17 protein-coding genes, 1 pseudogene and 1 riboswitch are annotated in these 23,127 nt (G+C 75.0%); of the genes and pseudogenes, 12 read left to right on the top strand and 6 right to left on the bottom strand.

Features of this window, described 5'->3' with window-relative positions; translation table 11 throughout:
* Positions 1 to 156 precede the first annotated feature (156 nt).
* Complete coding sequence (locus tag J2S46_RS32115) at positions 157 to 2,376, top strand: NADP-dependent isocitrate dehydrogenase (protein WP_191288035.1); 2,220 nt, start codon at positions 157 to 159, stop codon at positions 2,374 to 2,376.
* Positions 2,377 to 2,563: 187 nt separating this feature from the next.
* Here J2S46_RS32115 and J2S46_RS32110 read toward each other — a convergent pair whose 3' ends face one another.
* Entirely contained in the window at positions 2,564 to 3,322 is a 759-nt protein-coding gene (locus tag J2S46_RS32110; RefSeq protein WP_191288034.1) for a GntR family transcriptional regulator, read from the bottom strand.
* Between the two features lie 120 nt (positions 3,323 to 3,442).
* Here J2S46_RS32110 and J2S46_RS32105 point away from each other — a divergent pair.
* Positions 3,443 to 3,895: pseudogene (locus J2S46_RS32105) on the top strand (ATP-binding protein); the annotation flags it as partial.
* 383 nt (positions 3,896 to 4,278) lie between these two features.
* On the opposite strand, the gene J2S46_RS32100 reads toward J2S46_RS32105, so the two are convergent.
* Positions 4,279 to 5,412 carry a cobalt-precorrin-5B (C(1))-methyltransferase gene (locus tag J2S46_RS32100; protein ID WP_191288033.1) on the bottom strand — a complete coding sequence of 378 codons (1,134 nt, stop codon included), beginning with the start codon at positions 5,410 to 5,412 and terminating at the stop codon, positions 4,279 to 4,281.
* A gap of 796 nt (positions 5,413 to 6,208) precedes the next feature.
* Between J2S46_RS32100 and J2S46_RS32095 the strand changes: the two genes are divergently transcribed.
* From J2S46_RS32095 to J2S46_RS32085, 3 genes are all read left to right on the top strand, one after another.
* A complete protein-coding gene (locus tag J2S46_RS32095; protein ID WP_191288032.1) occupies positions 6,209 to 7,366 on the top strand; it encodes an LLM class flavin-dependent oxidoreductase in 1,158 nt (385 codons plus the stop codon).
* Between the two features lie 125 nt (positions 7,367 to 7,491).
* A complete protein-coding gene (locus J2S46_RS32090; RefSeq protein ID WP_191288031.1) occupies positions 7,492 to 8,085 on the top strand; it encodes a TetR/AcrR family transcriptional regulator in 594 nt (197 codons plus the stop codon).
* The gene (locus tag J2S46_RS32085) at positions 8,082 to 8,942 is read left to right on the top strand and encodes an SDR family NAD(P)-dependent oxidoreductase (RefSeq protein ID WP_229912022.1); all 861 of its coding nucleotides are present in this window, start codon (positions 8,082 to 8,084) and stop codon (positions 8,940 to 8,942) included. The genes J2S46_RS32090 and J2S46_RS32085 overlap by 4 nt, the downstream gene beginning before the upstream one ends.
* Before the next feature lie 91 nt (positions 8,943 to 9,033).
* Here J2S46_RS32085 and J2S46_RS32080 read toward each other — a convergent pair whose 3' ends face one another.
* The 3 genes from J2S46_RS32080 to cobG are packed head-to-tail and all read right to left on the bottom strand — an operon-like array spanning position 9,034 to position 12,454.
* The gene (locus J2S46_RS32080) at positions 9,034 to 10,554 is read right to left on the bottom strand and encodes a precorrin-2 C(20)-methyltransferase (RefSeq protein ID WP_191288030.1); all 1,521 of its coding nucleotides are present in this window, start codon (positions 10,552 to 10,554) and stop codon (positions 9,034 to 9,036) included.
* The gene (locus tag J2S46_RS32075) at positions 10,551 to 11,177 is read right to left on the bottom strand and encodes a precorrin-8X methylmutase (protein ID WP_073921659.1); all 627 of its coding nucleotides are present in this window, start codon (positions 11,175 to 11,177) and stop codon (positions 10,551 to 10,553) included. Before J2S46_RS32075 ends, J2S46_RS32080 begins: the two co-directional genes overlap by 4 nt.
* Positions 11,174 to 12,454: a precorrin-3B synthase gene (cobG, locus tag J2S46_RS32070; protein ID WP_229912009.1), complete on the bottom strand. Its 1,281-nt coding sequence runs from the start codon at positions 12,452 to 12,454 to the stop codon at positions 11,174 to 11,176. The genes J2S46_RS32075 and cobG overlap by 4 nt, the downstream gene beginning before the upstream one ends.
* A gap of 87 nt (positions 12,455 to 12,541) precedes the next feature.
* Positions 12,542 to 12,651: riboswitch (cobalamin riboswitch) on the top strand.
* A gap of 197 nt (positions 12,652 to 12,848) precedes the next feature.
* Between cobG and cobN the strand changes: the two genes are divergently transcribed.
* The 5 genes from cobN to lnt all read left to right on the top strand — a co-directional run bounded on the left by cobN (position 12,849) and on the right by lnt (position 20,106).
* Complete coding sequence (cobN, locus tag J2S46_RS32065) at positions 12,849 to 16,511, top strand: cobaltochelatase subunit CobN (RefSeq protein WP_191288028.1); 3,663 nt, start codon at positions 12,849 to 12,851, stop codon at positions 16,509 to 16,511.
* Between the two features lie 178 nt (positions 16,512 to 16,689).
* The gene (locus J2S46_RS32060) at positions 16,690 to 17,118 is read left to right on the top strand and encodes a hypothetical protein (RefSeq protein WP_191288027.1); all 429 of its coding nucleotides are present in this window, start codon (positions 16,690 to 16,692) and stop codon (positions 17,116 to 17,118) included.
* Positions 17,112 to 17,369, top strand: a complete 258-nt coding sequence (locus J2S46_RS32055; RefSeq protein ID WP_191288026.1) for a helix-turn-helix transcriptional regulator — start codon at positions 17,112 to 17,114, stop codon at positions 17,367 to 17,369. Before J2S46_RS32060 ends, J2S46_RS32055 begins: the two co-directional genes overlap by 7 nt.
* On the top strand, positions 17,366 to 18,406 hold the full coding sequence (locus J2S46_RS32050) for an NAD(P)-dependent alcohol dehydrogenase (RefSeq protein ID WP_191288025.1): 1,041 nt from the start codon (positions 17,366 to 17,368) through the stop codon (positions 18,404 to 18,406). The genes J2S46_RS32055 and J2S46_RS32050 overlap by 4 nt, the downstream gene beginning before the upstream one ends.
* A gap of 137 nt (positions 18,407 to 18,543) precedes the next feature.
* Entirely contained in the window at positions 18,544 to 20,106 is a 1,563-nt protein-coding gene (lnt, locus tag J2S46_RS32045) for an apolipoprotein N-acyltransferase (protein ID WP_191288024.1), read from the top strand.
* On the opposite strand, the gene J2S46_RS32040 is transcribed toward lnt, so the two are convergent.
* Positions 20,082 to 20,846, bottom strand: a complete 765-nt coding sequence (locus tag J2S46_RS32040) for a VOC family protein (RefSeq protein ID WP_191288023.1) — start codon at positions 20,844 to 20,846, stop codon at positions 20,082 to 20,084. The genes lnt and J2S46_RS32040 overlap by 25 nt on opposite strands.
* A 242-nt stretch (positions 20,847 to 21,088) precedes the next feature.
* Between J2S46_RS32040 and J2S46_RS32035 the strand changes: the two genes are divergently transcribed.
* A complete protein-coding gene (locus tag J2S46_RS32035) occupies positions 21,089 to 21,712 on the top strand; it encodes a GTP cyclohydrolase II (RefSeq protein ID WP_191288022.1) in 624 nt (207 codons plus the stop codon).
* Between the two features lie 144 nt (positions 21,713 to 21,856).
* Positions 21,857 to 23,077: an NAD(P)-binding domain-containing protein gene (locus tag J2S46_RS32030; RefSeq protein WP_229912007.1), complete on the top strand. Its 1,221-nt coding sequence runs from the start codon at positions 21,857 to 21,859 to the stop codon at positions 23,075 to 23,077.
* Positions 23,078 to 23,127: the final 50 nt, after the last annotated feature.

The following is a 23,127-nucleotide window of genomic DNA, read 5'->3' as shown; positions in this document are numbered from 1 at the left end:
CCCGGGCGGGTCACCCTGGGAGCAGGGGCGCCCGGCGGGCGCCGGCCGCCCGCGGCGGCCGGTCCGCCGTCACTCGACACGGGGGTTGGGTGTCGGAGAGGGGCGCGCACGAGATATCTTGATATCGAGACGTTGTAGACGTGAAGCGGAGTAACGGTGACTGACTCGACCATCATCTATACGCACACCGACGAGGCCCCGGCCCTGGCAACGTATTCGTTCCTGCCGGTGGTCCAGGCCTACGCCTCGACGGCGGGCGTCAGCGTGGAGACGCGCGACATCTCCCTGGCCGGGCGCATCATCGCCAGCTTCCCGGAGCGTCTTGAGGAGGGCCAGCGCATCGACAACGCGCTCGCCGAGCTCGGCGAGCTCGCCAAGACGCCCGAGGCCAACATCATCAAGCTGCCGAACATCTCGGCCTCCGTACCGCAGCTCAAGGCCGCGATCGCGGAGCTGCAGGCGCAGGGCTACGCGCTGCCGGACTACCCGGACGACCCGAAGACCGACGAGGACCGCGACGTCCGCGCCCGGTACGACAAGGTCAAGGGCAGCGCCGTCAACCCGGTGCTGCGCGAGGGCAACTCCGACCGCCGCGCGCCCGCCTCGGTGAAGAACTACGCCAAGGCGCACCCGCACCGCATGGGCGCCTGGACGCCCGAGTCGAAGACGAACGTCGCCCACATGAGCGCCGACGACTTCCGCTCCACCGAGAAGTCCGCCGTGATCGCCGAGGCCGGCACCCTGCGGATCGAGCTGGCGGCCGCCGACGGCACCACCACCGTGCTGCGCGAGTCGGTCCCCGTCCTCGCCGGTGAGGTCGTGGACGCCTCCGTCATGCGCGTCGCCGCGCTGCGCGAGTTCTTCGCCGCCCAGGTGGCCCGCGCCAAGAGCGAGGGCGTGCTGTTCTCGGTGCACCTCAAGGCCACCATGATGAAGGTCTCCGACCCGATCATCTTCGGCCACGTGGTCCGCGCCTTCTTCCCGAAGACCTTCGCCCAGTACGGCGAGGTGCTCGCGGCGGCCGGCCTGAGCCCGAACGACGGCCTCGGCGGCATCCTGAAGGGCCTGGACTCGCTGACCCAGGGCGCCGAGATCAAGGCCTCGTTCGACGCCGAGCTCGCCGAGGGCCCGGCCCTCGCGATGGTCGACTCCGACCGCGGCATCACCAACCTGCACGTCCCGAGCGACGTCATCGTCGACGCGTCGATGCCGGCCATGATCCGCACCTCCGGCCACATGTGGGGCCCGGACGGCAAGGAGGCCGACACCCTCGCCGTCATCCCCGACAGCAGCTACGCGGGCATCTACCAGGTCGTCATCGACGACTGCCGCGCGAACGGCGCCTACGACCCGGCCACCATGGGCTCGGTGCCGAACGTCGGCCTGATGGCGCAGGCGGCCGAGGAGTACGGCAGCCACGACAAGACCTTCGAGATCGCCGCGGCCGGCACGGTCCGGGTCCTGGACGCCGCCGGCGAGGTCGTGCTGGAGCAGCCGGTCGGTGCCGGCGACGTGTTCCGGATGTGCCAGACCAAGGACGTGCCGATCCGCGACTGGGTGAAGCTCGCGGTCAACCGCGCCCGCGCCACCGGCAACCCGACGGTGTTCTGGCTGGACGAGACCCGCGCGCACGACGCCAACCTGATCGCCAAGGTCAAGGCGTACCTGCCGGAGCACGACACCGACGGGCTGCAGATCGAGATCCTCTCGCCCGCCAAGGCCACCGCCTTCTCGCTGGAGCGCATCCGCCGCGGCGAGGACACCATCTCGGTGACCGGCAACGTGCTGCGTGACTACCTCACCGACCTGTTCCCGATCCTGGAGCTGGGCACCAGCGCCAAGATGCTCTCGGTCGTCCCGCTGATCAACGGCGGTGGCCTGTTCGAGACCGGCGCCGGCGGCTCCGCCCCGAAGCACGTCCAGCAGCTGGTCAAGGAGAACTACCTCCGCTGGGACAGCCTGGGCGAGTTCCTCGCGCTGGCCGTCAGCTTCGAGCACCTGGCGCAGACCACGGGCAACGCGCGCGCCCAGGTCCTCGCCGACACGCTGGACCGGGCGACCGGCAGCTTCCTGGAGGAGGACAAGTCGCCGAGCCGCCGCCTCGGTGGCATCGACAACCGCGGCAGCCACTTCTACCTGGCCCTGTACTGGGCCCAGGAGCTGGCCAAGCAGAGCGACGACGCCGAGCTGGCGGAGGCGTTCTCGGCACTGGCCAAGACGCTCACCGAGCAGGAGCAGACCATCGTGGCCGAGCTGATCGCGGTCCAGGGCTCGGCGACCGACCTCGGTGGCTACTACCAGCCCGACCCCGCCAAGGCGGCGGCCGTGATGCGTCCGTCGGCGACCTTCAACGAGGCCGTCGCGACCCTCGGCTGACCCCGGGCCGGTGCGAGTCCCCGCGGGGGCCGCAGGCGCGTGAGTGAGAGGTCCCGCGGACCGTCCTGGCGACGGTCCGCGGGACCTTTCGCGTGGACGGCTCCGGGCGGGCCGGGGCGGCAGCCGGACGGGAGGAACCAGGCAGGCGGGGCCGGCAGTACCGACGGGCGGGACCGCCCGCGGCCGCTCAGGCGTCGAAGTCGTACTCCAGCACGTACGAGGCGGAGTCGAGCGTCATCTCGTTCACCTCGACGGCCCGGCCGTCCTCGGCGAAGGCCGTGCGCCAGATCAGCATCACGGGGGTGCCGGCGGAGAGGCGCAGCCGGTCCGCCTCGTCCTGCGAGGGCATCCGGGACCGGATCTCCTCGCGGAAGTGCACGGGCTTGTGGCCGAGTTCGGCGAGCCGGGCGTAGGTGCCACCGGGGCCGGTGTCCTCCTCGGTTATCGCCGAGCGGGCGACCAGGTCCACCGGGAGGTAGGAGCTGGACAGCAGGACCGGCTTGCCGTCGAGCACGAACCGGCGGCTGCGGACGCAGACCGGAAGCGCCGGGTCGACCCCGAGCACCTCGGCCACCCGGGCCGGCGCCACCGCCTCCAGCACGTTCACCTGGTCCACCACCAGGACGCGCTCCGCTATGTCGGCGGACCAGATCGAACGCCCCGAACCCCACTGCCCGGCGGACAGCCGCTTGATCCCCTGCCGCCGCAGCGGCTGGAAGACCCGGACGAAGACGCCCACCCCCTTGCGGGCCTCCGCGATCCCCTCGCTCTGCAGCACGCCCAGGGCCTGACGGGCCGTCATCCGAGCGACCTCGTAGGCGGCCATGAGGTCGTTCTCGCCGGGGAGGCGGTCACCGGGCGCGTACTCACCGGTCCTGATGGCCTCCTTGAGGGCATCGGCGATCTGCTGGTACTTGGGCTGCCGACGGTTGTCCGAGTTGGCCATGGGTTCGATTCCTCGCTTCCTCTCTAGACATCCTAGGGCGGCGTCGCCCGGCCTGCTATCGGTGCCGCACGACCCGAACCGGCCATATCTCTAGAGAGCTTATTGACTTCTCTAGAGATCATGGCTTCACTGGAAGCATCCCCACCGCCCGGCCCGAGGCCCCGCCTCGCCCGGCACCCGTCGGACCCGTGGAGCAACCGCCGCCCGATTGCCGTACGAAGGACCGCCATGTCCGATGCAGCAGACATCTCCTTCCTCCCCCGAGTCACCTGGGCGGTCCCGTCCGCCCCGCGGGAAGTCGCGGGCGTGCGGACCAGGGCCGTGGCCGAGGTCCGCGCCCTCGGCGTCCCGATCGAGGACACCACCGATCTCGAACTGGTCGTCACCGAGCTGGTGACGAACGCCATCCGGCACGGCGGGGGCTCCGAGGTCCACATCCACCTGCGGCTCCACGGGCCCGGCGTCCTCGCCGTGGAGGTCCACGACCGCTCCCCGCAGCACCCGGACGCCCCGCCCCCGGCCGGCGAGGACCAGGAGTCCGGCCGGGGCCTGCACATCGTCGACGCCCTCGCCCTGCGCTGGGGCTTCCTGGAGTTCCCGCACCACAAGGCCGCCTGGGCGCACCTCGCCGTACCGCCCCGCACGGCACCGCCGACCGGTGCGGCGGCCCGCCGGCCCGGCCGGCTGCCCCGCCCCGCCGCCGGCCCCGACCGGATCAGCGGCGCGGACCCGGGTGCGGGCGGGTTCGCCCGGTGCTTCGCCCGGGCCCGGGCGGCGCGGGCCGGAGCACGACTGCGGTGGCCCGGGCCCGCGGCAGCGGCCGCCTTCGCAGCCGACGGGTCCGGCCTCGCACCGCGTCCCCCGCGCCGGGGCCGGCACCCGGCCCGCGTGGCGGGGCACCGGCCGGGGGCGGAGCACGACCCGGCCCGGCCCGCGCCGTCGCGGTGGCGCGCCGGTCAGGCCCGCCCGGCGGGCGGGCCCAGCGGCTCGGCGCGGCCGACGATGATGCCCGCCCGGTCGATGCAGATCACGTCGACCGCGACCGGCGAGCCGACCAGCACCCCCAGCGCGGTGGCCCGGGCCGCCCGGGCCACCAGGTCGCCGAGCGGCACGCCGGCCGCCCGGCAGAGCTGGATCGCCTCCAGGGCGGTGTTGGCGTCGCCCACGGCGCGGACCAGCTCCGGCCCGGCGCCGCCCTCGCGGGCCAGGCCCGCCAAGTAGCCCTTGTCGACCTGGGAGCGGGCCGAATGCAGGTCCAGGTGCCCGGCGGCCAGCTTGGAGAGCTTGGCGAAACCGCCCGCGATGGTGAGCCGTGGCACCGGGTGGCGCTTCAGGTACTTCAGCACCGCGCCGGCGAAGTCGCCCATGTCCAGCAGCGCGTCCTCGGGCAGCCCGTGCACGGCGACGGCGACCTTCTCCGAGGTCGAGCCGGTGCAGCCGGCCACGTGCGTACGCCCCGCCGCCCTCGCCACGTCGACCCCGCGCCGGATGCTGTCGATCCACGCCGAGCAGGAGTAGGGCACCACGATGCCGGTGGTGCCGAGGATCGACAGGCCGCCCAGGATGCCGAGCCGGGGGTTCCAGGTGGAGCGGGCGATCTCCTCGCCGTGGTCGACCGAGAGTTCCACCACCACGTCGCCGCTGCCCCCGTGGGCGGCCGCCACCTCGGCGACGGCGTCCCGCATCATCTGCCGGGGCACCGGGTTGACGGCCGGCTCCCCCACCGGCAACGGCAACCCGGCCTTGGTGACCGTTCCCACCCCGGGCCCGGCCCGGAACACCACACCGCTGCCGGGCTCGCCCCGGCGGACGGTCGAGCGGATCAGCGCGCCGTGGGTGACGTCCGGGTCGTCCCCGGCGTCCTTCACCACCCCCGCCATCGCCCGGCCGTCGGCCAACTCCTCGACCGCCAGGGCGAAAGCCGGCTGCTGGCCCTTGGGGAGCGTGATCGTCACCGGGTCCGGGAAGCCGCCGGTGAGCAGCGCGGTGTACGCGGCCTTGGTGGCGGCGGTCGCGCAGGCCCCGGTCGTCCAGCCGTGCCGCAGTCCGCTGCTCCTCAGCTGGGCCGCCCGGCCCCCGAGCTCAGCCACGGGTGCCCCCGAGGCCTGTCCGGCCGGCTCCGGCCGGCGGCAGCCCGGCCACCGAGGCCGGCCCGCCTCGCACCCAGCCAGTGGACGCTCCCATCGACGCCACCCGTCCCTTCACCCGCCCTGTCGCCCGCACCACGGCCGGGGGTGGCCGCCACCGTCCATGTTCCCCTGTCGGCCGCGCATCGTCCCAGCTGGGTCCCGGTCGGCGGCCCGGCGCGGCGCCGGGACGGCGGCCGGGACGGTGGCCGGGCCAGCCGGGGCCGGGCCGGATCACCCGCCCCCGCGAACGAGCCGGACTGCGCCGGGTGCGTCCCTGCCGGCCGGCACCGCCGGCAGCCGGCAGCCGGCAGCCGGGAGCCACTGCCCGACGCCGCCGGGGCCGCTGTCGCTTCGCCACCCGGCACCGGGCCCCCTGGTGTCCGCGATCCTCGCGACGCTGTGCGGCCCACCACAACGCCCTCCGTCCAGCCACGCTGGCCGGATTCGCACCGGCAAGCGGGCTGATCCAACAAGGAGTTGATGACGCGTCAGAAAGTATCGGCCGTTACCGGCGTGACCCTCGTCCAGGCGGTGGTCCCGCGTCCTTCGGCAGCCGGCGAAGGGGGTGGGAGGCACTCCTCGGCCGTCGGGCGGAAATCCCGGCCGCCGTCCCCGAAGCCGCCGGCCCCCGGCCGGCCGGTTCGCGGGGCGCCGGTCCGGGGCATGGTTCACACCGCCGCAGCACAACGTTCGTACTCCGCCGCCACGCTGGGACGGGGGCGGACGTTCCGTCACCGCGAAGCACCCGGGAGTGACCATGAGCGTCGGACGTCAGCTGCATCTCGCCGTATCCCTGGACGGGTTCGGGGCCCACCCGGCCGCCTGGCGGCGGACCGCGCGCACACCGGAGTCCGCCTTCGGATCCGCCGCCCTGCACCTGGACGCGGTGCGGCGGGCCGAGGAGGGGCTGCTGGACTTCGTCACGCTGGACGACTCCCGGCCGATCCACGCCCACCGGGACGGCCGGGCGCTCGGCCGGCTGGAGGCGGCCCAGGTGCTGGCGGTGGCGGCCGCGGCGACGAGCCGGATCGGACTGGTGCCGACCGGCCTGACCGGCCGGCTCCCCGGCGAGGTGGCGGACCGGATCGCGACCCTGGACCACCTGAGCGCGGGCCGGGCCGGCTGGCGGCCCCGGGTGGACGTCACGCCGGAGCAGCTGAAGCTGGCACTGGAACCCGAGGGCGGTCCACTGTTCGTCGAACTCTTCGACGAGGCCGAGGAGTTCACCCGGGCGGTGCTGGGCTACTGGGACAGCTGGGCGCCGGGCGCACTGCTGGGCGACCTGGCGGGCGGGCGGTTCGTCGACCAGGCGCTGATCCGCCCGGCGGACCTGGAAGGCGTCCATGTGCGGGCATCCGGCAGCGCCGGCGTCCCGCGCCCGCCGCAGGGCCGGCCGGTGACCGCGATCCTGGGGCACGCCACGATCCCCTACCGCCTGGTGGCCCGGCACGCCGAGGTCGGCTTCGTCACGCCGGCCGACACCGCCGGGCTGGTGGAGATCCGCGAGGAGGTGGAGGGGCTGCGCAAGGAGGCCGGCCGGGCCGAGACGCCCTTCCGGCTGTTCGCGGACCTGAACGTGGTGCTGGCGGGCAGCGAGGCGGCCGCCCAGGAGCGGCTGGCGGACCTGGACGCCCTCGACGGCGAGCCCTTCACCAGCGACGCCGCCGTGTTCGCGGGCACCCCGGCCGGGCTGGCGGACCGCCTGGAGGAGTGGTTCCGCGACGGCGGGGCGGACGGGTTCCGGCTGCGGCCGGCCCAGCTCGCCGAGGACCTCGACGCACTGGTGGACGGCCTGGTGCCGGAGCTCCGGCGGCGCGGCCTGTTCCGGACGGCGTACACGGCGACGACCCTGCGCGGCCACCTGGGTCTGCCCGAGGCCGGGCACGGGGACGGGCACGGGAACGGCGGCCGGTAGGCATCGCCGGCCCGCCCTCCGGGGGTGCGGCGGACCGCTCCGGCGGCCCGCCGCACCCCCGACGCCGTCCTGCCTGACATCGGCCCTGCTTGACATCGGCGCCGGGCGGAATGAACATTCATTCCGTGCCCAGAAAACCCGACATCGCCCAGCAGCTCCTGGACAGCGCGCTGTCCCTCTTCGCCGAGCGCACCTACGAGGGCACCCAGATGCCCGCCGTCGCCCAGCGGGCCGGGGTCGGCGTCGGCAGCATCTACCGGTACTTCCCCAGCAAGGAGGCGCTCGGCAACGCGGCCTTCCAGTACGCCAAGCGCGGCCTGCTCGACCAGCTGAACGACGCGCTGGTCGAGGGCGGTCCGGTGCACACCGTCCGCGAGGAGTTCGGCCGGTTCTGGCTCGGCTTCACCCGGTACGCGGGCAGCGCCCACGACGCGTTCGTCTTCCTGGAGCACCAGCAGCACGACACCTTCCTCGCCCCCGAGAGCCAGGCCCTGGCCGCCGAGGTCGACCGGGTCGCCTCCGACTTCATCGAGCGCGGCCAGCGCTCCGGCGAGATCCGCGACGGGGACCCGCAGCAACTGGTCGCCCTCGCCATCGGCGCGTTCACCGGGCTGGTCAAGCACCTGCGCCCCGGCGGCATCGGCAAACTCTCCCCCGCGTCCCTGAAGGTGGCGGAAGACGCCGTCTGGGACCTCCTGCACCGAAAGGCCGACTCGTGAGCACCCCCACCCGACCGCGGACCGTCCTGATCACCGGCTGCTCCACCGGCATGGGCCGCCGCACCGCGCTCGCCCTGCACCGGCAGGGCCACCACGTGTACGCCACCGCCCGGCACCCGGAGACGCTCGCCGACCTGGCGGCCGAGGGCCTGGCCACGCTCGCCCTGGACGTCACCGACGAGGACTCGATGGCGGCCGCCGTCGCACGGATCGAGGCCGAGCGCGGCACCGTGGACATCCTGGTCAACAACGCCGCGTACGGGCTGCACCTGCCGGTCGAGCTGGCCACCCCGGAGGAGGTGCGCCGGCAGTTCGACACCAACGTCTTCGGCCTGGTGCGGATGACCCAGCTGGTGCTGCCCGGGATGCGCCGCGCGGGGAGCGGACGGATCGTCAACATCTCGTCCATGGGCGGCCGTTTCTCCCCGCCCGGCGGCGCCTTCTACCACGCCAGCAAGCACGCGGTGGAGGCGATCAGCGACTCGCTGCGGCTGGAGGTGGCGCCGTTCGGGGTGAAGGTCGTGGTGGTCCAGCCCGGCCCCACCATCACCGGGTTCGCCGGCACCGCGGTGGAGACCATGCAGGGCGGTACGGCCCACGACGAGCAGGACCCGTACGGCCGGTTCCGGGCCGAACTCGCCGACATGTACGCCAACAGGACCTTCAACCGGCGCAACGGCGCGGTGCCGGCCGAGGCCGCGACCAAGGTGATCGTCCGGGCTGCCACCACGGCCCGACCGCGCCCCCGGTACGCCATCGGGGCGCTGGCCCGCGCCACCATGGGCGCCCGGCGGCTGCTGCCCGACGTCGCCTTCGACGCCGTGATGCGGCTCAACTTCCCCGCCACAGCCCGCTGAACGACGCCCGTCCGGGCACTCGGCGGCCCGGACGGACGCGGCCCGCTCGGGCCCCGGTGGTGACCGGGGCCCGAGCGGGCCGTCGTCGTGCTCAGTCCTCGGGGTAGCGGCGCGGGGTCCAGACGACCTCGGTGCCGTTGTCGCGTTCGACGATCCGGGTCTGCGAGGAGCCGATCAGCAGCAGGGTCCGCATGTCGACCTCGGCCGGATCCAGGTCGGCCAGCCGGACGGTCCGCACCCGCTCGGTGGGTCCGCCGACGTCCCGGGCCATCACCACGGGGGTTTCCGGGGCGCGGTGTTCGAGCAGCAGGTCGCGGGCCAGGCCGACCTGCGTGGTGCGGCTCTTCGAACCGGGGTTGTAGAGCGCCAGCACCAGATCGGCCTCGGCGGCCGCGCGAAGGCGGCGGGCGATCGCCGTCCAGGGCTTGAGCCGGTCGGAGAGCGAGACCACCGCGTAGTCGTGGCCGAGCGGCGCGCCGACCCGGGAGGCGGCGGCGTGCGCGGCGGTCATGCCGGGCAGCACGCGGACGGGCACCGAGCGGTACGGGTCGGCGCCGGCGGCCTCCAGGACGGCGGTGGCCATCGCGAAGACGCCGGGGTCGCCGGAGGAGACCACGGCCACCCGGTGGCCGCGCCGGGCGAGGTCCAGGGCGAACTCGGCCCGCTCGGCCTCCACCTTGTTGTCCGAGCCGTGCCGCTGCTGGCCGGCCCGGACCGGCACCCGGTCCAGGTAGGTGGTGTAGCCGACCAGGTCGGTGGCGCCGGCGAGGGCGCCGCGGGCCTCCGGGGTGAGCCAGAGCGGTCCGGCTGGGCCGGTGCCGACCACCACCACCTCCCCCTCGCCGGGCACGGGCGCGGGGACGGGCCGGTCGATCCGGCTCGGCAGCACGGCCACCGAGAAGTACGGGACGGTGTCCGGGTCGACCTCGGCCAGCGGGGCCGTCCGCTCGGCGGCCATGGTGGCGCGCTCGACGTACTGGGCGTCCTCCAGCCGGCCGGCCCGCTCCAGCGCGCGGCGCACGGTGGGGAAGGTCCGGCCGAGCTTCATGATCACGGCCGAGTCGGTGGAGGCCAGCCGGGCCGCCAGTTCCTCCTCCGGCAGGGTGCCGGGCAGGATGGTCAGCACCTCCTCGGCCTCCACCAGCGGGCGGCCGAGCCGGGCGGCGGCGGCGCTGACCGAGGTCACGCCGGGCACCACCTCGGTCGGGTAGCGGTGCGCGAGCCGCTTGTGCATGTGCTGGTAGGAGCCGTAGAAGAGCGGGTCGCCCTCGGCGAGCACCACCACGTCGCGGCCGGCGTCCAGGTGGGCGGCCAGCCGGGCGGCGGCCTCCTCGTAGAACTCGTCGATGGCGCCGCGGTAGCCGCCGGGGTGGTCGGTGGTCTCGACGGTCAGCGGGTAGACCAGCTTCTCCTCGACCTGTCCCTCGGTCAGGTAGCGCTCGGCGATGGAGCGGGCGATCGAGCGGCCGTGCCGGGCGCTGTGGTACGCCACCACGTCGGCCTTGCCGATGAGTTCGGCGGCGCGCACGGTGACCAGCGAGGGGTCGCCGGGGCCAAGGCCGACGCCGTAGAGCCGCCCGGTTCCTCCTATGATTGCCTGACTGTCCGTCACTCTTCTTCACTCGCAATCGCGTTGATGGCCGCGGCGGCCATCGCACTGCCGCCGCGCCGGCCGCGGACCACCAGGTGCTCCAGCCGGGACGGGTGCTCGGCCAGGGCCTGCTTGGACTCGGCGGCGCCGATGAAGCCGACCGGGACGCCGATCACGGCGGCCGGGCGCGGCGCGCCCGCCTCGATCAGCTCCAGCAACCGGAACAGCGAGGTCGGCGCGTTGCCGACGGCGACCACCGCGCCCTCCAGCCGGGGCAGCCACAGCTCCATGGCGGCGGCGCTGCGGGTGTTGCCCATCTTCTTCGCCAGCTCGGGCACCGAGGGGTCGGACAGGGTGCAGATCACCTCGTTGTCGGCCGGCAGCCGCTTGCGGGTCACCCCGCTGGCGACCATCGACACGTCGCAGAGGATGGGCGCGCCGGCGCGCAGCGCCCTGCGGGCGTCCGCCACCACGCCCGGGGACCACAGCAGGTCCTCGACCAGGTCGGTCATGCCGCATGCGTGGATCATGCGCACCACGACCTGCGAGACGTCGGCGGGCAGGCCCGCCAGGTCGGCCTCGGCCCGGATGGTGGCAAAGGACTCGCGGTAGATCGCCGCCCCGTCCTTCTCGTACTCGATCACTTGGTCCTCCGGGCCCGGGCCACTGCGTCGGCCGTCTGTTGCGTTGTCGTTGCTTGGTCGGTGGACGTGCCGTCCGGGCGGCGGACGGCCACCCGGTATCCGTCCGGTGTGGCGAGCACGTCCACCCACTCGCCCGCCGGATGCCCGCAGCGCCGTTCGCAGCCCGACCAGTGCACGGGCAGCAGGCGGCCGCCGGCGCGGCCGGCGGCGGCCAGTGCGCGGGCCGCGTCGCCGCGGACGTCCGCCAGGGACTTGGCGCAGCCGGGGGTCCCGGTGCAGGCCATGGCGCGTTCCCACGGGGAGTGCGGGTCGAGCCCGAGGCCGGCGGCGGCCAGCCGGCCGGCCCAGCCCGCCGAGCGGGCCGGGTCGAGGCCGGGGAGCACCACACCGCGCCACGGGGTCACCCGCAGTTCGCCGGCGCCGTCGGCGGCGGCCGCGGCGAGCAGCCGCCACTGCGCGACGGCGGCGCGTCCGAACGGCAGTCCGACCGAGAGGCCGTGCCGTCCGTCCGGGCCGGTCACCGGGCCGGCCTGCGGCGGCGCGCCGGGCAGGGCGGGCAGCGGGACGACGGGGTGTCCGGGCGGGGTCAGCCGGGTGCCGTCGGGGTCGGCCTCGCGGATCCGCCAGGCCTTGGTGCCGCTCTCGCCCAGCAGGGCGAGGAAGTCCCCGGCGGCACGCATCGCCGCGGCGACGGCCTGTCCGGCCGGGACCAGCACCCCGGTGGTGGCACGGCCCAGGCGCAGGAGTGCCGGCCCGTCGGGGCTTGCGATCAATGTCACATCGGCGTCGAGCGCGGCGACGTCGCCCCGGCCGTCGTCGAGGGCGAACAGGAAGCGGCCGGACAGCGCGGTGGTCCAGTCGGCGGCGCACAGGGCGGCGTCCAGCTCGCGGGCCCAAGTGGTCACGTCCGCATGCCCGTTGCCGTCGACGCCGGCCAGCGGCGAGGCGACGATGTTGCGGACCCGCTCGTGCCGGTCCGAGGGCAGCAGGCCGGCGGCCCGCAGCCGGGCGCCGAGGTCCTGCCCGCAGTCCTCGGGGAGGCCGCGCAACTGGACGTTCCCGCGCGAGGTGGTCTCCAGGTGGGCGTCCCCGAGCTGCTCGGCTGCGTCGGCCAGCGCGATTGCCTGACGTGACGTCAGCAGCCCGCCGGGCAGCCGGACTCGGGCGAGCGAGCCGTCGTCGGCGGTGTGTAGGCGAAGGGCCCCCGGACACGCGTCCCCGCGCGCCCGGTCGGGCACGCCGGGGCCCGGTCCTGCGGGGTCGGGTGAGGGTGACATGGCGGCGAGCATACCCAGGATCCGGCCGGGGACTCTGTCCCGTGGATCACCCCCAGCACCTACTATGCTCCCGGGCGGATCCTTCGGGGTCCGCTCACGCCAGAGACGGCGCAAAGGGGAGGAAACCGGTGCGAACCCGGTGCGGTCCCGCCACTGTGACCACGGTTCACCGACCGTGGGAGCCAGGAACTCCTGCCGTCCCGATCCCCCCGGCCCGACGGCCGGGGATCCCCCACGGGGCGCGGACCCCGAGGAAGGCTCGACCTATGCGCTGCCGCATGCCTGCGCCCGGGCTCCCGCCCGCGCCGGGCGCCGTGCCCCTGCCCGGGTCCGGACCCGCGCCGACACCCGTGCTCGTAGCCCTGCCCGCCATCGAGGCCGGGAGGGCCTTCGCATGATCCTGCTTCTGTCGACCTCCGACACCGACCTGCTGAGCGCCCGTGCCTGCGAGGGCCCGGTCGGCTACCGCCTCGGCAACCCCGCCCGGCTCACCGCCGCCGACCTCCCCGCGCTGGTGGAGGGCACCGACCTGGTGGTGGTCCGCCTGCTCGGCGGGCGCCGCGCCTGGCAGGAGGGCCTGGAAGCGCTGCTGGCCGGCCCCCGCCCGGTGATCGTGCTGACCGGCGAGCAGGCCCCGGACGCCCAGCTGATGGAGCTGTCCACCGTGCCCGCCGGCATCGCCGCCGAGGCGCACGCCTACCTCGCGCACGGCGGCCCGGCGAACCTCGCCGAGCTCGGCGCCTTCCTCTCCGACACCGTCCTGCTCACCGGCCACGGCTTCGCCGCGCCCGCCTCCGCGCCCGAGTGGGGCCCGCTGGAGCGCACCGCGTCGGCGGAGAACGCCGACGGCCCGGTGATCGCGGTGCTCTACTACCGCGCCCACCACATGAGCGGCAACACCGCCTTCGTCGAGACGCTCTGCCGGGCGATCGAGGACAAGGGCGCCCGCCCGCGCCCGCTGTACTGCTCCTCGCTGCGCGGCGCCGAGCCCGAGCTGCTGGCCGAGCTGGGGCAGGCGGACGCGATCATCACCACCGTGCTCGCGGCCGGCGGCACCCGCCCCGCCGACGCCTCGGCCGGCGGCGACGAGGAGGCCTGGGACGCGGGCGCGCTGGCCGCGCTGGACCGCCCGATCCTCCAGGCGCTCTGCCTGACCTGGTCCCGCGCCGCCTGGGAGGCCAGCGACGACGGCCTCTCCCCGCTGGACACCGCCACCCAGGTCGCCGTCCCCGAGTTCGACGGCCGCCTGATCACCGTCCCGTTCTCCTTCAAGGAGCTGGACGAGGACGGCCTGACCGTCTACGCCGCCGACCCCGAGCGGGCCGCCCGGGTGGCCGGCATCGCGGTGCGGCACGCCCGGCTGCGGCACATCCCGGCCGCCGAACGGCGGCTCGCGCTGGTGCTCTCCGCGTACCCGACCAAGCACGCCCGGGTCGGCAACGCGGTCGGCCTGGACACCCCGGCGAGCGCGGTGCGCCTGCTGACCCGGCTGCGCGAGGAGGGCATGGACCTCGGGCCGCTGGACGGGCCGGACGCGCTGCCGGGCCTCGCCCCCCGGTCCGAGGGCCCGGAGGCGAGTGCGCAGGCACTGAACGACACCCACGAGGGCGACGCGCTGATCCACGCCCTGATCGCGGCCGGCGGCTACGACCAGGACTGGCTGACGGAGGACCAGCTCGCCCGCAACCCGGTGCGGATCCCCGCCGCGGACTACCGTCGCTGGTACGCCGAGCTGCCGGAAGGCCTGCGCGAGGAGGTCGAGCGGCACTGGGGCCCGGCCCCCGGCGAGCTGTACGTGGACCGCAGCGTCAACCCGGACGGCGACATCGTGCTGGCGGCGTTGCGGGCCGGCAACCTGCTGGTGCTGATCCAGCCGCCGCGCGGCTTCGGCGAGAACCCGGTCGCGATCTACCACGACCCCGACCTGCCGCCCTCGCACCACTACCTGGCCGCCTACCGCTGGATCGCGGCCGCCCAGGAGGACGGCGGCTTCGGCGCCGACGCGGTCGTCCACCTCGGCAAGCACGGCAACCTGGAGTGGCTGCCCGGCAAGACCGCCGCGCTGTCCGCGGAGTGCGGCCCGGACGCCGCGCTCGGCGACCTGCCGCTGGTCTACCCCTTCCTGGTGAACGACCCGGGCGAGGGCACCCAGGCCAAGCGCCGCGCGCACGCCACCCTGGTCGACCACCTGGTGCCGCCGATGGCCCGCGCCGAGAGCTACGGCGACATCGCCCGGCTGGAGCAGCTGCTCGACGAGCACGCCAACATCGCCGCGATGGACCCGGCCAAGCTGCCGGCCGTCCGCGCCCAGATCTGGACGCTGATCCAGGCCGCCCGCCTCGACCACGACCTCGGGCTGGACGAGCGGCCCGAGGACGACGGCTTCGACGACTTCCTGCTGCACGTCGACGGCTGGCTCTGCGAGGTGAAGGACGCCCAGATCCGGGACGGCCTGCACGTGCTGGGCCAGGCCCCGGCCGGCGTCGACCGGGTCAACATCGTGCTGGCCATCCTGCGGGCCCGGCAGATCTGGGGCGGCGTCGCCGCGCTGCCCGGCCTGCGCGAGGCTCTCGGCCTGGACGAGGCGGCGCTGAAGCTGGGCGCCACCGACGCGGCCGAGGCGAAGGCCCGCGAGCTGGTGGAGGCGATGGAGGCCGAGGACTGGGCGCCGGAGGCGGTCGAGAAGGTCGCCGCCGGGCTGCCGCCGGCCGTCGCCGAGGTGCTGGACTTCGGCGCCCGCCAGCTCGTCCCGCGGCTCGCCGCGACCACCGACGAGCTGGACGCGGTGCTGCACGCGCTGCGCGGCGGCTTCGTCAAGGCCGGCCCGTCCGGCTCCCCGCTGCGCGGGCTGGTCAACGTGCTGCCGACCGGCCGCAACTTCTACTCCGTGGACCCGAAGGCGGTGCCCAGCCGGCTCGCCTGGGAGACCGGCCAGGCGCTGGCCGCCTCGCTGGTCGAGCGCTACCAGGCCGACAACGACGGCGCGTTCCCGGTCTCGGTCGGCCTCTCGCTCTGGGGCACCAGCGCGATGCGCACCGCCGGCGACGACATCGCCGAGGCCTTCGCCCTGCTCGGCGTGCGCCCGGTCTGGGACGACGCCTCGCGCCGGGTCACCGGCCTGGAGGCGATCGACCTGGCCGAACTCGGCCGGCCGCGGATCGACGTGACGCTGCGCATCTCGGGCTTCTTCCGGGACGCCTTCCCGCACGTGGTCAACCTGCTGGACGACGCGGTGCGCCTGGCCGCCCGCCAGGAGGAGGCGGACGAGCAGAACTACGTCCGGGCGCACGTGCAGGCCGACCTCGCGGTGCACGGCGACGAGCGCAAGGCCACCGTCCGGGTGTTCGGCTCCCGTCCGGGCACCTACGGCGCCGGTCTGCTCCAGCTGATCGACAGCCGGGACTGGCGCACCGACGCCGACCTGGCCGAGGTCTACACGGTCTGGGGCGGCTACGCCTACGGCCGCGACCTCGGGGGCCGGCCGGCCCGCGAGGAGATGGAGACGGCGTACAAGCGGATCACCGTGGCGGCGAAGAACACCGACACCCGTGAGCACGACATCGCCGACTCGGACGACTACTTCCAGTACCACGGCGGCATGGTGGCCACCGTCCGGGCGCTCACCGGCAAGGCCCCGACGGCGTACATCGGCGACTCGACCCGCCCGGAGACCGTCCGCACCCGCACCCTCACCGAGGAGGCGGCCCGGGTCTTCCGCGCCCGGGTGGTCAACCCGCGCTGGATCGAGGCGATGCGCCGGCACGGCTACAAGGGCGCCTTCGAGATGGCGGCGACCGTGGACTACCTGTTCGGCTACGACGCCACCACCGGCGTGGTCGCCGACTGGATGTACGAGAAGCTGACCCAGGAGTACGTGCTCGACCCGACCAACCGGGAGTTCCTGGCCGGCGCCAACCCGTGGGCGCTGCACGGGATCAGCGAGCGGCTGCTGGAGGCGGCGAGCCGCGGGCTGTGGGCCGAGCCCGACCCGGAGCTGATCGAGCAGTTGCAGGCGGCCTTCCTGGAGACCGAGGGCGACCTGGAGGGCGAGGGCTGAGCCCTGCCTGACCGCACCGGCCCTGACCGGCCGCACCCGGCTGCCCCGACCTTCACGGTCGGGGCAGCCTTTTTCACGCCCTCACACCCTCGCGCCCTCACACCCTCGCGCAGGCCGCCGCGCCCCTCCAATGTCAAAGAATCTGGACATGCTGTCTGTTTTTCTTTACATTGCTGCCATGCCACTCGAAGAGAAACGCGTATGGATCATGGGCGTGGTCACCGTCGTGACCTACGCCGGGTACCTCGCCGCCGTACTCGGCGGGGCCGGCGGCGCCCCGGTCGACCGGCTGCCGTACGCGGCCGCCCTGCTGTGGAGCGTCCTCGCCGCGGTGACGGCGACGATCGTGCTCACCATCGCGGCCGCGCTCACCACCCGCGAGGACTGCGGCCGCAAGGACCAGCGGGACCGCGAGATCCACCGCTTCGGCGAGCGGATCGGGCAGGCCTTCGTGGTACTCGGCGGGGTGAGCGCCCTCGGGATGGCGCTGGCCCGGCTCGACCCGTTCTGGATCGCCAACGCGACCTACCTGGCGTTCGTCCTGTCCGCCGTGCTCGGGTCCGCCGCCAAGATCGTCGCCTACCGCCGGGGGCTCCCGGCGTGGTGAAGCCGACCAGGGTCACCAATGTGATCCGCGCCCTGCGGTTCACCCACGGCGAGATGACCCAGGCGGAGCTGGCGGCCCGGATCGGCGTCACCCGGCAGACCGTGATCGCCATCGAGCAGGGCCGCTACTCCCCCTCGCTGGAGATGGCCTTCCAGATCGCCCGGGCCTTCGCCGTCCCGCTCGACGAGGTCTTCCAGTACCCGGACAACCAGCCGGCCGGCGGGCCGGACAGTGAAGGAGACCGACCGTGAAGGCCGTCGTCCAGGACAGGTACGGCCCGCCCGAGGTACTGGAACTGCGGGAGGTGGAACGGCCGGTGCCCGGCCCCGGCGAAGTGCTGGTGCGGGTCCGCGCGGCCGGTCTCGACCCCGGCGTCGGGCACCTCACCACCGGGCTGCCCTACCTGGTGCGGCTCGGCGTCGGGCTCCGGGCGCCCCGGGTACGGACCCGGGGCATGGACGTCTGCGGGCAGGTGACGGCGGTCGGCCCCGCGGTGACGGACGTGCGGGTCGGCGACGAGGTGTTCGGCACCTGCGCGGGCTCCTTCGCCGAGTACGCCGTGGTCCGGCAGGACCGGTGCGCACCGAAGCCGGCGAACCTGACCTTCGAACAGGCGGCCGTCGTCCCGGTGTCCGCGGTCACGGCCCTGCGGGCGCTGCGCGACGCCGGGCGGGTGCGGCCCGGGCAGCACGTCCTGGTGATCGGCGCGGCCGGCGGGGTGGGATCGTTCGCGACCCAACTGGCCAAGGCCTTCGGCGCGGAGGTCACCGGCGTCTGCGGCCCCGCGAAGGCGGAGCTGGTCCGCTCCCTCGGCGCCGACCACGTCAGCGACTACACCCGCGAGGACTTCGCCGACGGGCCGCGGCGCTACGACCTGATCGTCGACACCGCGGGCAACCGCCCGCTGTCCCGGCTGCGGCGCGCGCTGACCCCGCGGGGGACGCTGGTGATCGTCGGCGGGGAGCACGACGGCCGGTGGCTGGGCGGCACCGACCGGGCGCTCCGGGCGCTGCTGCTGTCGCCCTTCGTCCGGCAGCGCCTGCGCGGCCTGCTCGCCGTACCGGGCCGGGCCGACCTGGGCGTGCTGGCCGGGCTGATCGAGGCGGGCCGGGTCACCCCGCTGCTCGACCGGAGCTTCCGGCTGGACGAAGTCCCCCGGGCCGTCCGGTACCTCGCCGGGGGTCACGCCCGCGGCAAGGTGGCGATCACCCTGACCGACCCGGCGGCGGCCGATCCGGCGGCGGCTGATCCGGCGGAGACCGACGCTGCGCAGGGCCCGGCGGCCTGAGCGCGCAGCCGGGCCCGTCCTGCGGCCGCCGGGGCATGCCCCGGCGGGAACGCGGGCAGGCGGGCCGGGTGGAACTCTTCGACCGTCACCGGCCGCGTGGCCTGGTGACATTACGCACCGAAACGGACAATCGGAGGATGTCACTCCGAGCCGCCCTGACCCAGCCCGCTCGCTACGCCTCACTGGTCGCGGGAGCCGTCCCGGTGCTGTGCTTCCCGGCCGCCGGGCTGGGCAGCCTGGCCTGGGTCTGCCTGGTACCGGGCCTGCTGCTGATGCAGCGGTCCCCGTCCGCCCGGGAGGCGGCCGTCCGCGGCTGGTGGTTCGGTGCCGGGTTCATCCTCACCGCGATGTACTGGCTGATCCCCTCGATCGGCCCGGGGCTGCTGCCGCTCGCGCTGCTCTTCGGCGCCCTGCAGGGCGCGGTCGGCCTGGCGGTGTGGCGGCTGCTGCGCCCGCCGGTGACCGCCCGGCGGGCACTGGCGGCACTGGTGGTCGTCCCCGCTGTCTGGGTGACCACCGAGTTCGCGCGCTCCTGGCACGCGCTGGGCGGCCCCTGGGCATTGCTCGGCGCGACCCAGTGGCAGCATCCGGCGGTGCTCGCGCTGGCCTCGGTCGGCGGGGTCTGGCTGGTCAGCGCGGCGGTGGTGGCCGCCAACACGGCGGTCACGGTACTGCTGTGCGCCCGGCGGCGACCGGTCCGCGCCCTGGCGGCCGGCGCCGCCGCCGCCGTCCTGCTGGCCGGCCCGCTGCTGTTCGCGCTGCGGACGGCGCCCGCGCCGGCGGGGTCCGCGACCGTCGCGCTGGTGCAGCCAGGGGTGGTCGAGGACGCCGGGCAGCGGCTGGACGCCGGTGTCCGGGCGACCGCCGCACTGGCCGGGCAGCCGCTGGACCTGGTGGTCTGGGGCGAGAGCAGCAGCACCGCCGACCTGGACCGGGACACCGCCACGCTGGCCGTCCTGCGCGGGCTGTCGGCCGCCACCGGCGCTCAGCTGCTGGCCGGCGAGGACGCCCGCAAGGCCGACGGGCGGATCTCCAAGGACACCGTGCTGATCGACCCGGACGGCATCGTCGACCGTTACCGGAAGATCCGCCTGGTGCCGTTCGGCGAGTACATCCCGCTGCGGCCCGCGCTCGGCTGGATCGCCGGCGTGAGCAGGGCGGCCGGCGAGAACCGCGCCCCCGGCACCGCCTTCCACGTCCTGCCCGCCACCGACCGGGCGGGCGCGCCGCTGCCGGTGGGCGCGCTGATCTGCTTCGAGTCGGCCTTCCCGGACATGTCCAGGGCCGCCGCGAACCAGGGCGCCCGGGTGCTGGTCTACCAGTCCTCGACCTCCACCTTCCAGCACACCTGGGCACCGGAGCAGCACGTCTCGCTGGGCGCGCTGCGGGCCGCCGAGACCGGGCGCCCGGTCGTCCAGGCCTCGCTCACCGGGGTCTCGGCGGCGTTCGACGCCCAGGGCCGGGAGCTGGCCCGGCTCGGCACCGACCGCACCGGCGCGCTGACGGTGCGGCTGGCGACGGCCGCCCCGACCGAGCGGACGGTGTACGACCGGATCGGTGACGTGGTGCCGCTGACGGCGGTGGCCGTGACGGCCGTGGCGGGCGCCCTCGCGCTGCGGCCGCGGCGGCGGCCGGCGGCGGGGCCCGGCCCGGCCGCGCCGGTGCCGGGCGCGGATCAGCCCTCGGTGCCGGCCCGGTAGACGCCGAAGGCGGCCCCCTGCGGGTCCTTGAGGACGGCGATCCGCGGGCCGGCCGGCACCGTGGTGGGCGGCATCAGGACCTCCCCGCCGAGGGTGGCGGCGCGGGCCGCGGTGCCGTCGACGTCCCCGACGGCGAAGTACGGCAGCCAGTGCGGCGGGAGGTCGGACGGGAACTGCTCGCCCATCGCGAGCATCCCGCCGAAGTCGGCGCCGGCCAGGCCCCACTGGGTGTAGGACTCGACCGCGTTCACCGTCCAGCCGAAGACCGCGGGGTAGAAGGCCTCGGCGCCCTCGGTGTCGCGGGTGAGCAGTTCGACCCAGCCGAGCGCGCCCGGGTCGTTGAAGACGCCGGCGCCGGCGAAGGTACGGGCCTGCCAGAGCGAGAAGGCCGCGCCGGACGGGTCGGCGACCACCGCGAAGCGCCCGATGTCGAGCACCTCCATGGGCTCCATCAGCACCTGTCCGCCGGCCGCGGTGACCCGGGCGACGGTGGCGTCGGCGTCCTGGACGGCGAACGAGACCGTCCACGCGGTGCGCTGCGCGGGCCCGTAGAGCGGGCTGAGGCCGGCGGCCGCGGCGTCCCCGAGGTGCATCACGGTGTAGCCGCCGGCCTCCGGACGCGGGTCGGTCTCGGCGCGCCAGCCGAAGAGCTCGCCGTAGAAGGCCTTGGCGGCCGCCGGGTCCGCGGTGGTGATCTCGGCCCAGCTGGGTGCTCCGACGGTGACTTCGGTCTGCTTCATCTGTCCGCGTTCCTCTCGGGCGGTCCGGCTCGGGCTGGCGGTCCCCGGCCGTCGGGGAGGCGCCCTTCCACAGAATGCGGTGCCGCGGGCCGGGCGGCGCGGGGCTGCTGGGCCGAACGTGGCGGCCGGGCCGAAAGGGAGTTGTTCAAATTGGAACTAAGGGGTACGGTCGATCCTCGTCCACCGGTTCGAATCCGACCTCCCGTCGCCCGGACCGCCCACCGCAGCATCGGAGGCCCGGCATGCCGCAGCACGGCACCGCCACCGTGCGCTCTCGCGTGCGCATCCCGCTGACCTTCCCCGACGGCTACCGCGCCGACGCCGAGGTCCTCACCTTCCACGGTCTCGACGACGGCGCGGAGCACCTGGCGCTCGCCCTCGGCGAGGTCAGCGGCACCCCGCTGGTGCGGCTGCACTCGGAGTGCCTCACCGGCGACGTGTTCGGCTCCGACCGCTGCGACTGCGGCCCGCAGCTGCGCGAGTCCGTCGAGCGGATCAGCGAGGCCGGCGGGTACCTGCTCTACCTGCGCCAGGAGGGCCGCGGCATCGGCCTCTACAACAAGCTGGACGCCTACGCCCTGCAGGACGCCGGCCTGGACACCTACGACGCCAACACCGCCCTCGGCCTGCCCGAGGACGGCCGGGACTACACGGCCGCCGCGCAGATGCTGGCCGCGCTCGGCGCCCCGGCGATCGACCTGCTCAGCAACAACCCCGACAAGGCGGCCCAGCTGTCCGCCCTGGGCGTCGAGGTGGGACGGCGGGTGCCGACCGGCGTGCACCTGTCCGAGAGCAACGTCCACTACCTCCGGGCCAAGGTCGAGCGCACCGGCCACTCGATCGCCCTGCCGAGCCTGGTCGGCTGACCCGGCCGGCCCCCGCCGCCCTGGATGCCGGGCGCGGCGGGGCGGTGCACCCTGGAACGGGGGCTTCCGTCGAGGGAGGACACCGATGCCGGCGACCCACCGCACCGCGCCCGGCGCGGGCCCGCACCGTCCCGGGCGGCCGTCGTGACCGGCCCGGCCGTACCGGTCACCGTGATCGGGGCCGGGCCGTACGGCCTCTCCACCGCCGCCCACCTGCGCGCCCAGCGGGTTCCCGCCCGGGTGCTGGGCGAGCCGATGGACGGCTGGCGGGACGCGATGCCGGCCGGGATGTACCTGAAGTCCACCCCGCGTGCCTCGAACATCTCGGACCCGTACGCCACCCACCGCCTGTGCGACTTCCGGGCCGGGCAGGGGCTGCCCCCGATCGGCGACCTGTACCCGATCCCGATCGACGAGTTCATCCGCTACGGCGACTGGTTCCAGCGGGAGTGCGTGCCCGAGGTCGAGCGTGCCGTGGTGACCCGCGTCGAGTACCGGCGTGACGGGTTCCAGGTCTCCCTGCGGGGCGGCGAGACCTACCCCAGCCGCGCGGTGGTGATGGCCACCGGCCTGCGCCCGTACGCCCGGGTGCCCGCCGAGCTGGCTCCGCTGCTCGGCCTCGGCCTGGCCTCGCACACCTCCGACCACGCGGACCTGGCCGCCTTCGCCGGGCGGCGGGTCGCGGTGATCGGCGCCGGGCAGTCCGCACTGGAGAGCGCCGCGCTGCTGCACGAGGCGGGCGCGACGGCGACGGTGGTCGCCCGGTCGGGGCGGGTGCTGTTCGGTGACGCGCCGGAGAGCGACCTCAGCGCCGACCGCCCGCTGCCGCTCCGGCTGACCAAGCCCGGCTCCAACCTCGGCCCCGGCTGGTCGCACGTGGCCTTCAGCCGCGCCCCGCAAGGCTTCCCGTACCTGCCGGACGCCACCCGGGCGCACCTGGTGCGCACGGTGCTCGGCCCGTCCGGGGCCTGGTGGCTGCGGGACCGCGTCGAGGGGTGCCTGCCGCTGCTGACCGGGTACGCGATCCGCTCGGTCGAGCGGAGCGACGGGCAACTGCGCCTCGGGCTCCGCGGGCCGCACGGACGGAGCGAGACCCTGGAGGCCGACCACGTGCTGGCGGCCACCGGGTACGGGGTCGACATCGACCGGCTCGACCTGCTGGACGAGGGGCTGCGCCGGGCGGTCCGCCGGGGGAACGGCGGCGCACCGCGGCTCTCGGGCACCTTCGAGTCCTCCGTCCCGGGGCTTTACTTCACCGGGCTCTCGGCGGCGGACACCTTCGGGCCGGTGCTGCGCTTCGTCTGCGGCACCGCCTTCGCCGCCGGCCGGATCAGCCGGGGGATCGCCGCCGCGCAGGGACACTGACCCCGGCGGTCCCCGGCGGTCCGGATGCGCGAGCCGGGCCCCGCCTGTGC

Origin of the sequence: Kitasatospora herbaricolor, assembly GCF_030813695.1 — a bacterium.
Classification (GTDB): domain Bacteria; phylum Actinomycetota; class Actinomycetes; order Streptomycetales; family Streptomycetaceae; genus Kitasatospora; species Kitasatospora herbaricolor.
The sequence above is the reverse complement of the archived record's forward strand: the minus strand, read 5'-3'. Positions and strand labels throughout refer to the sequence as shown.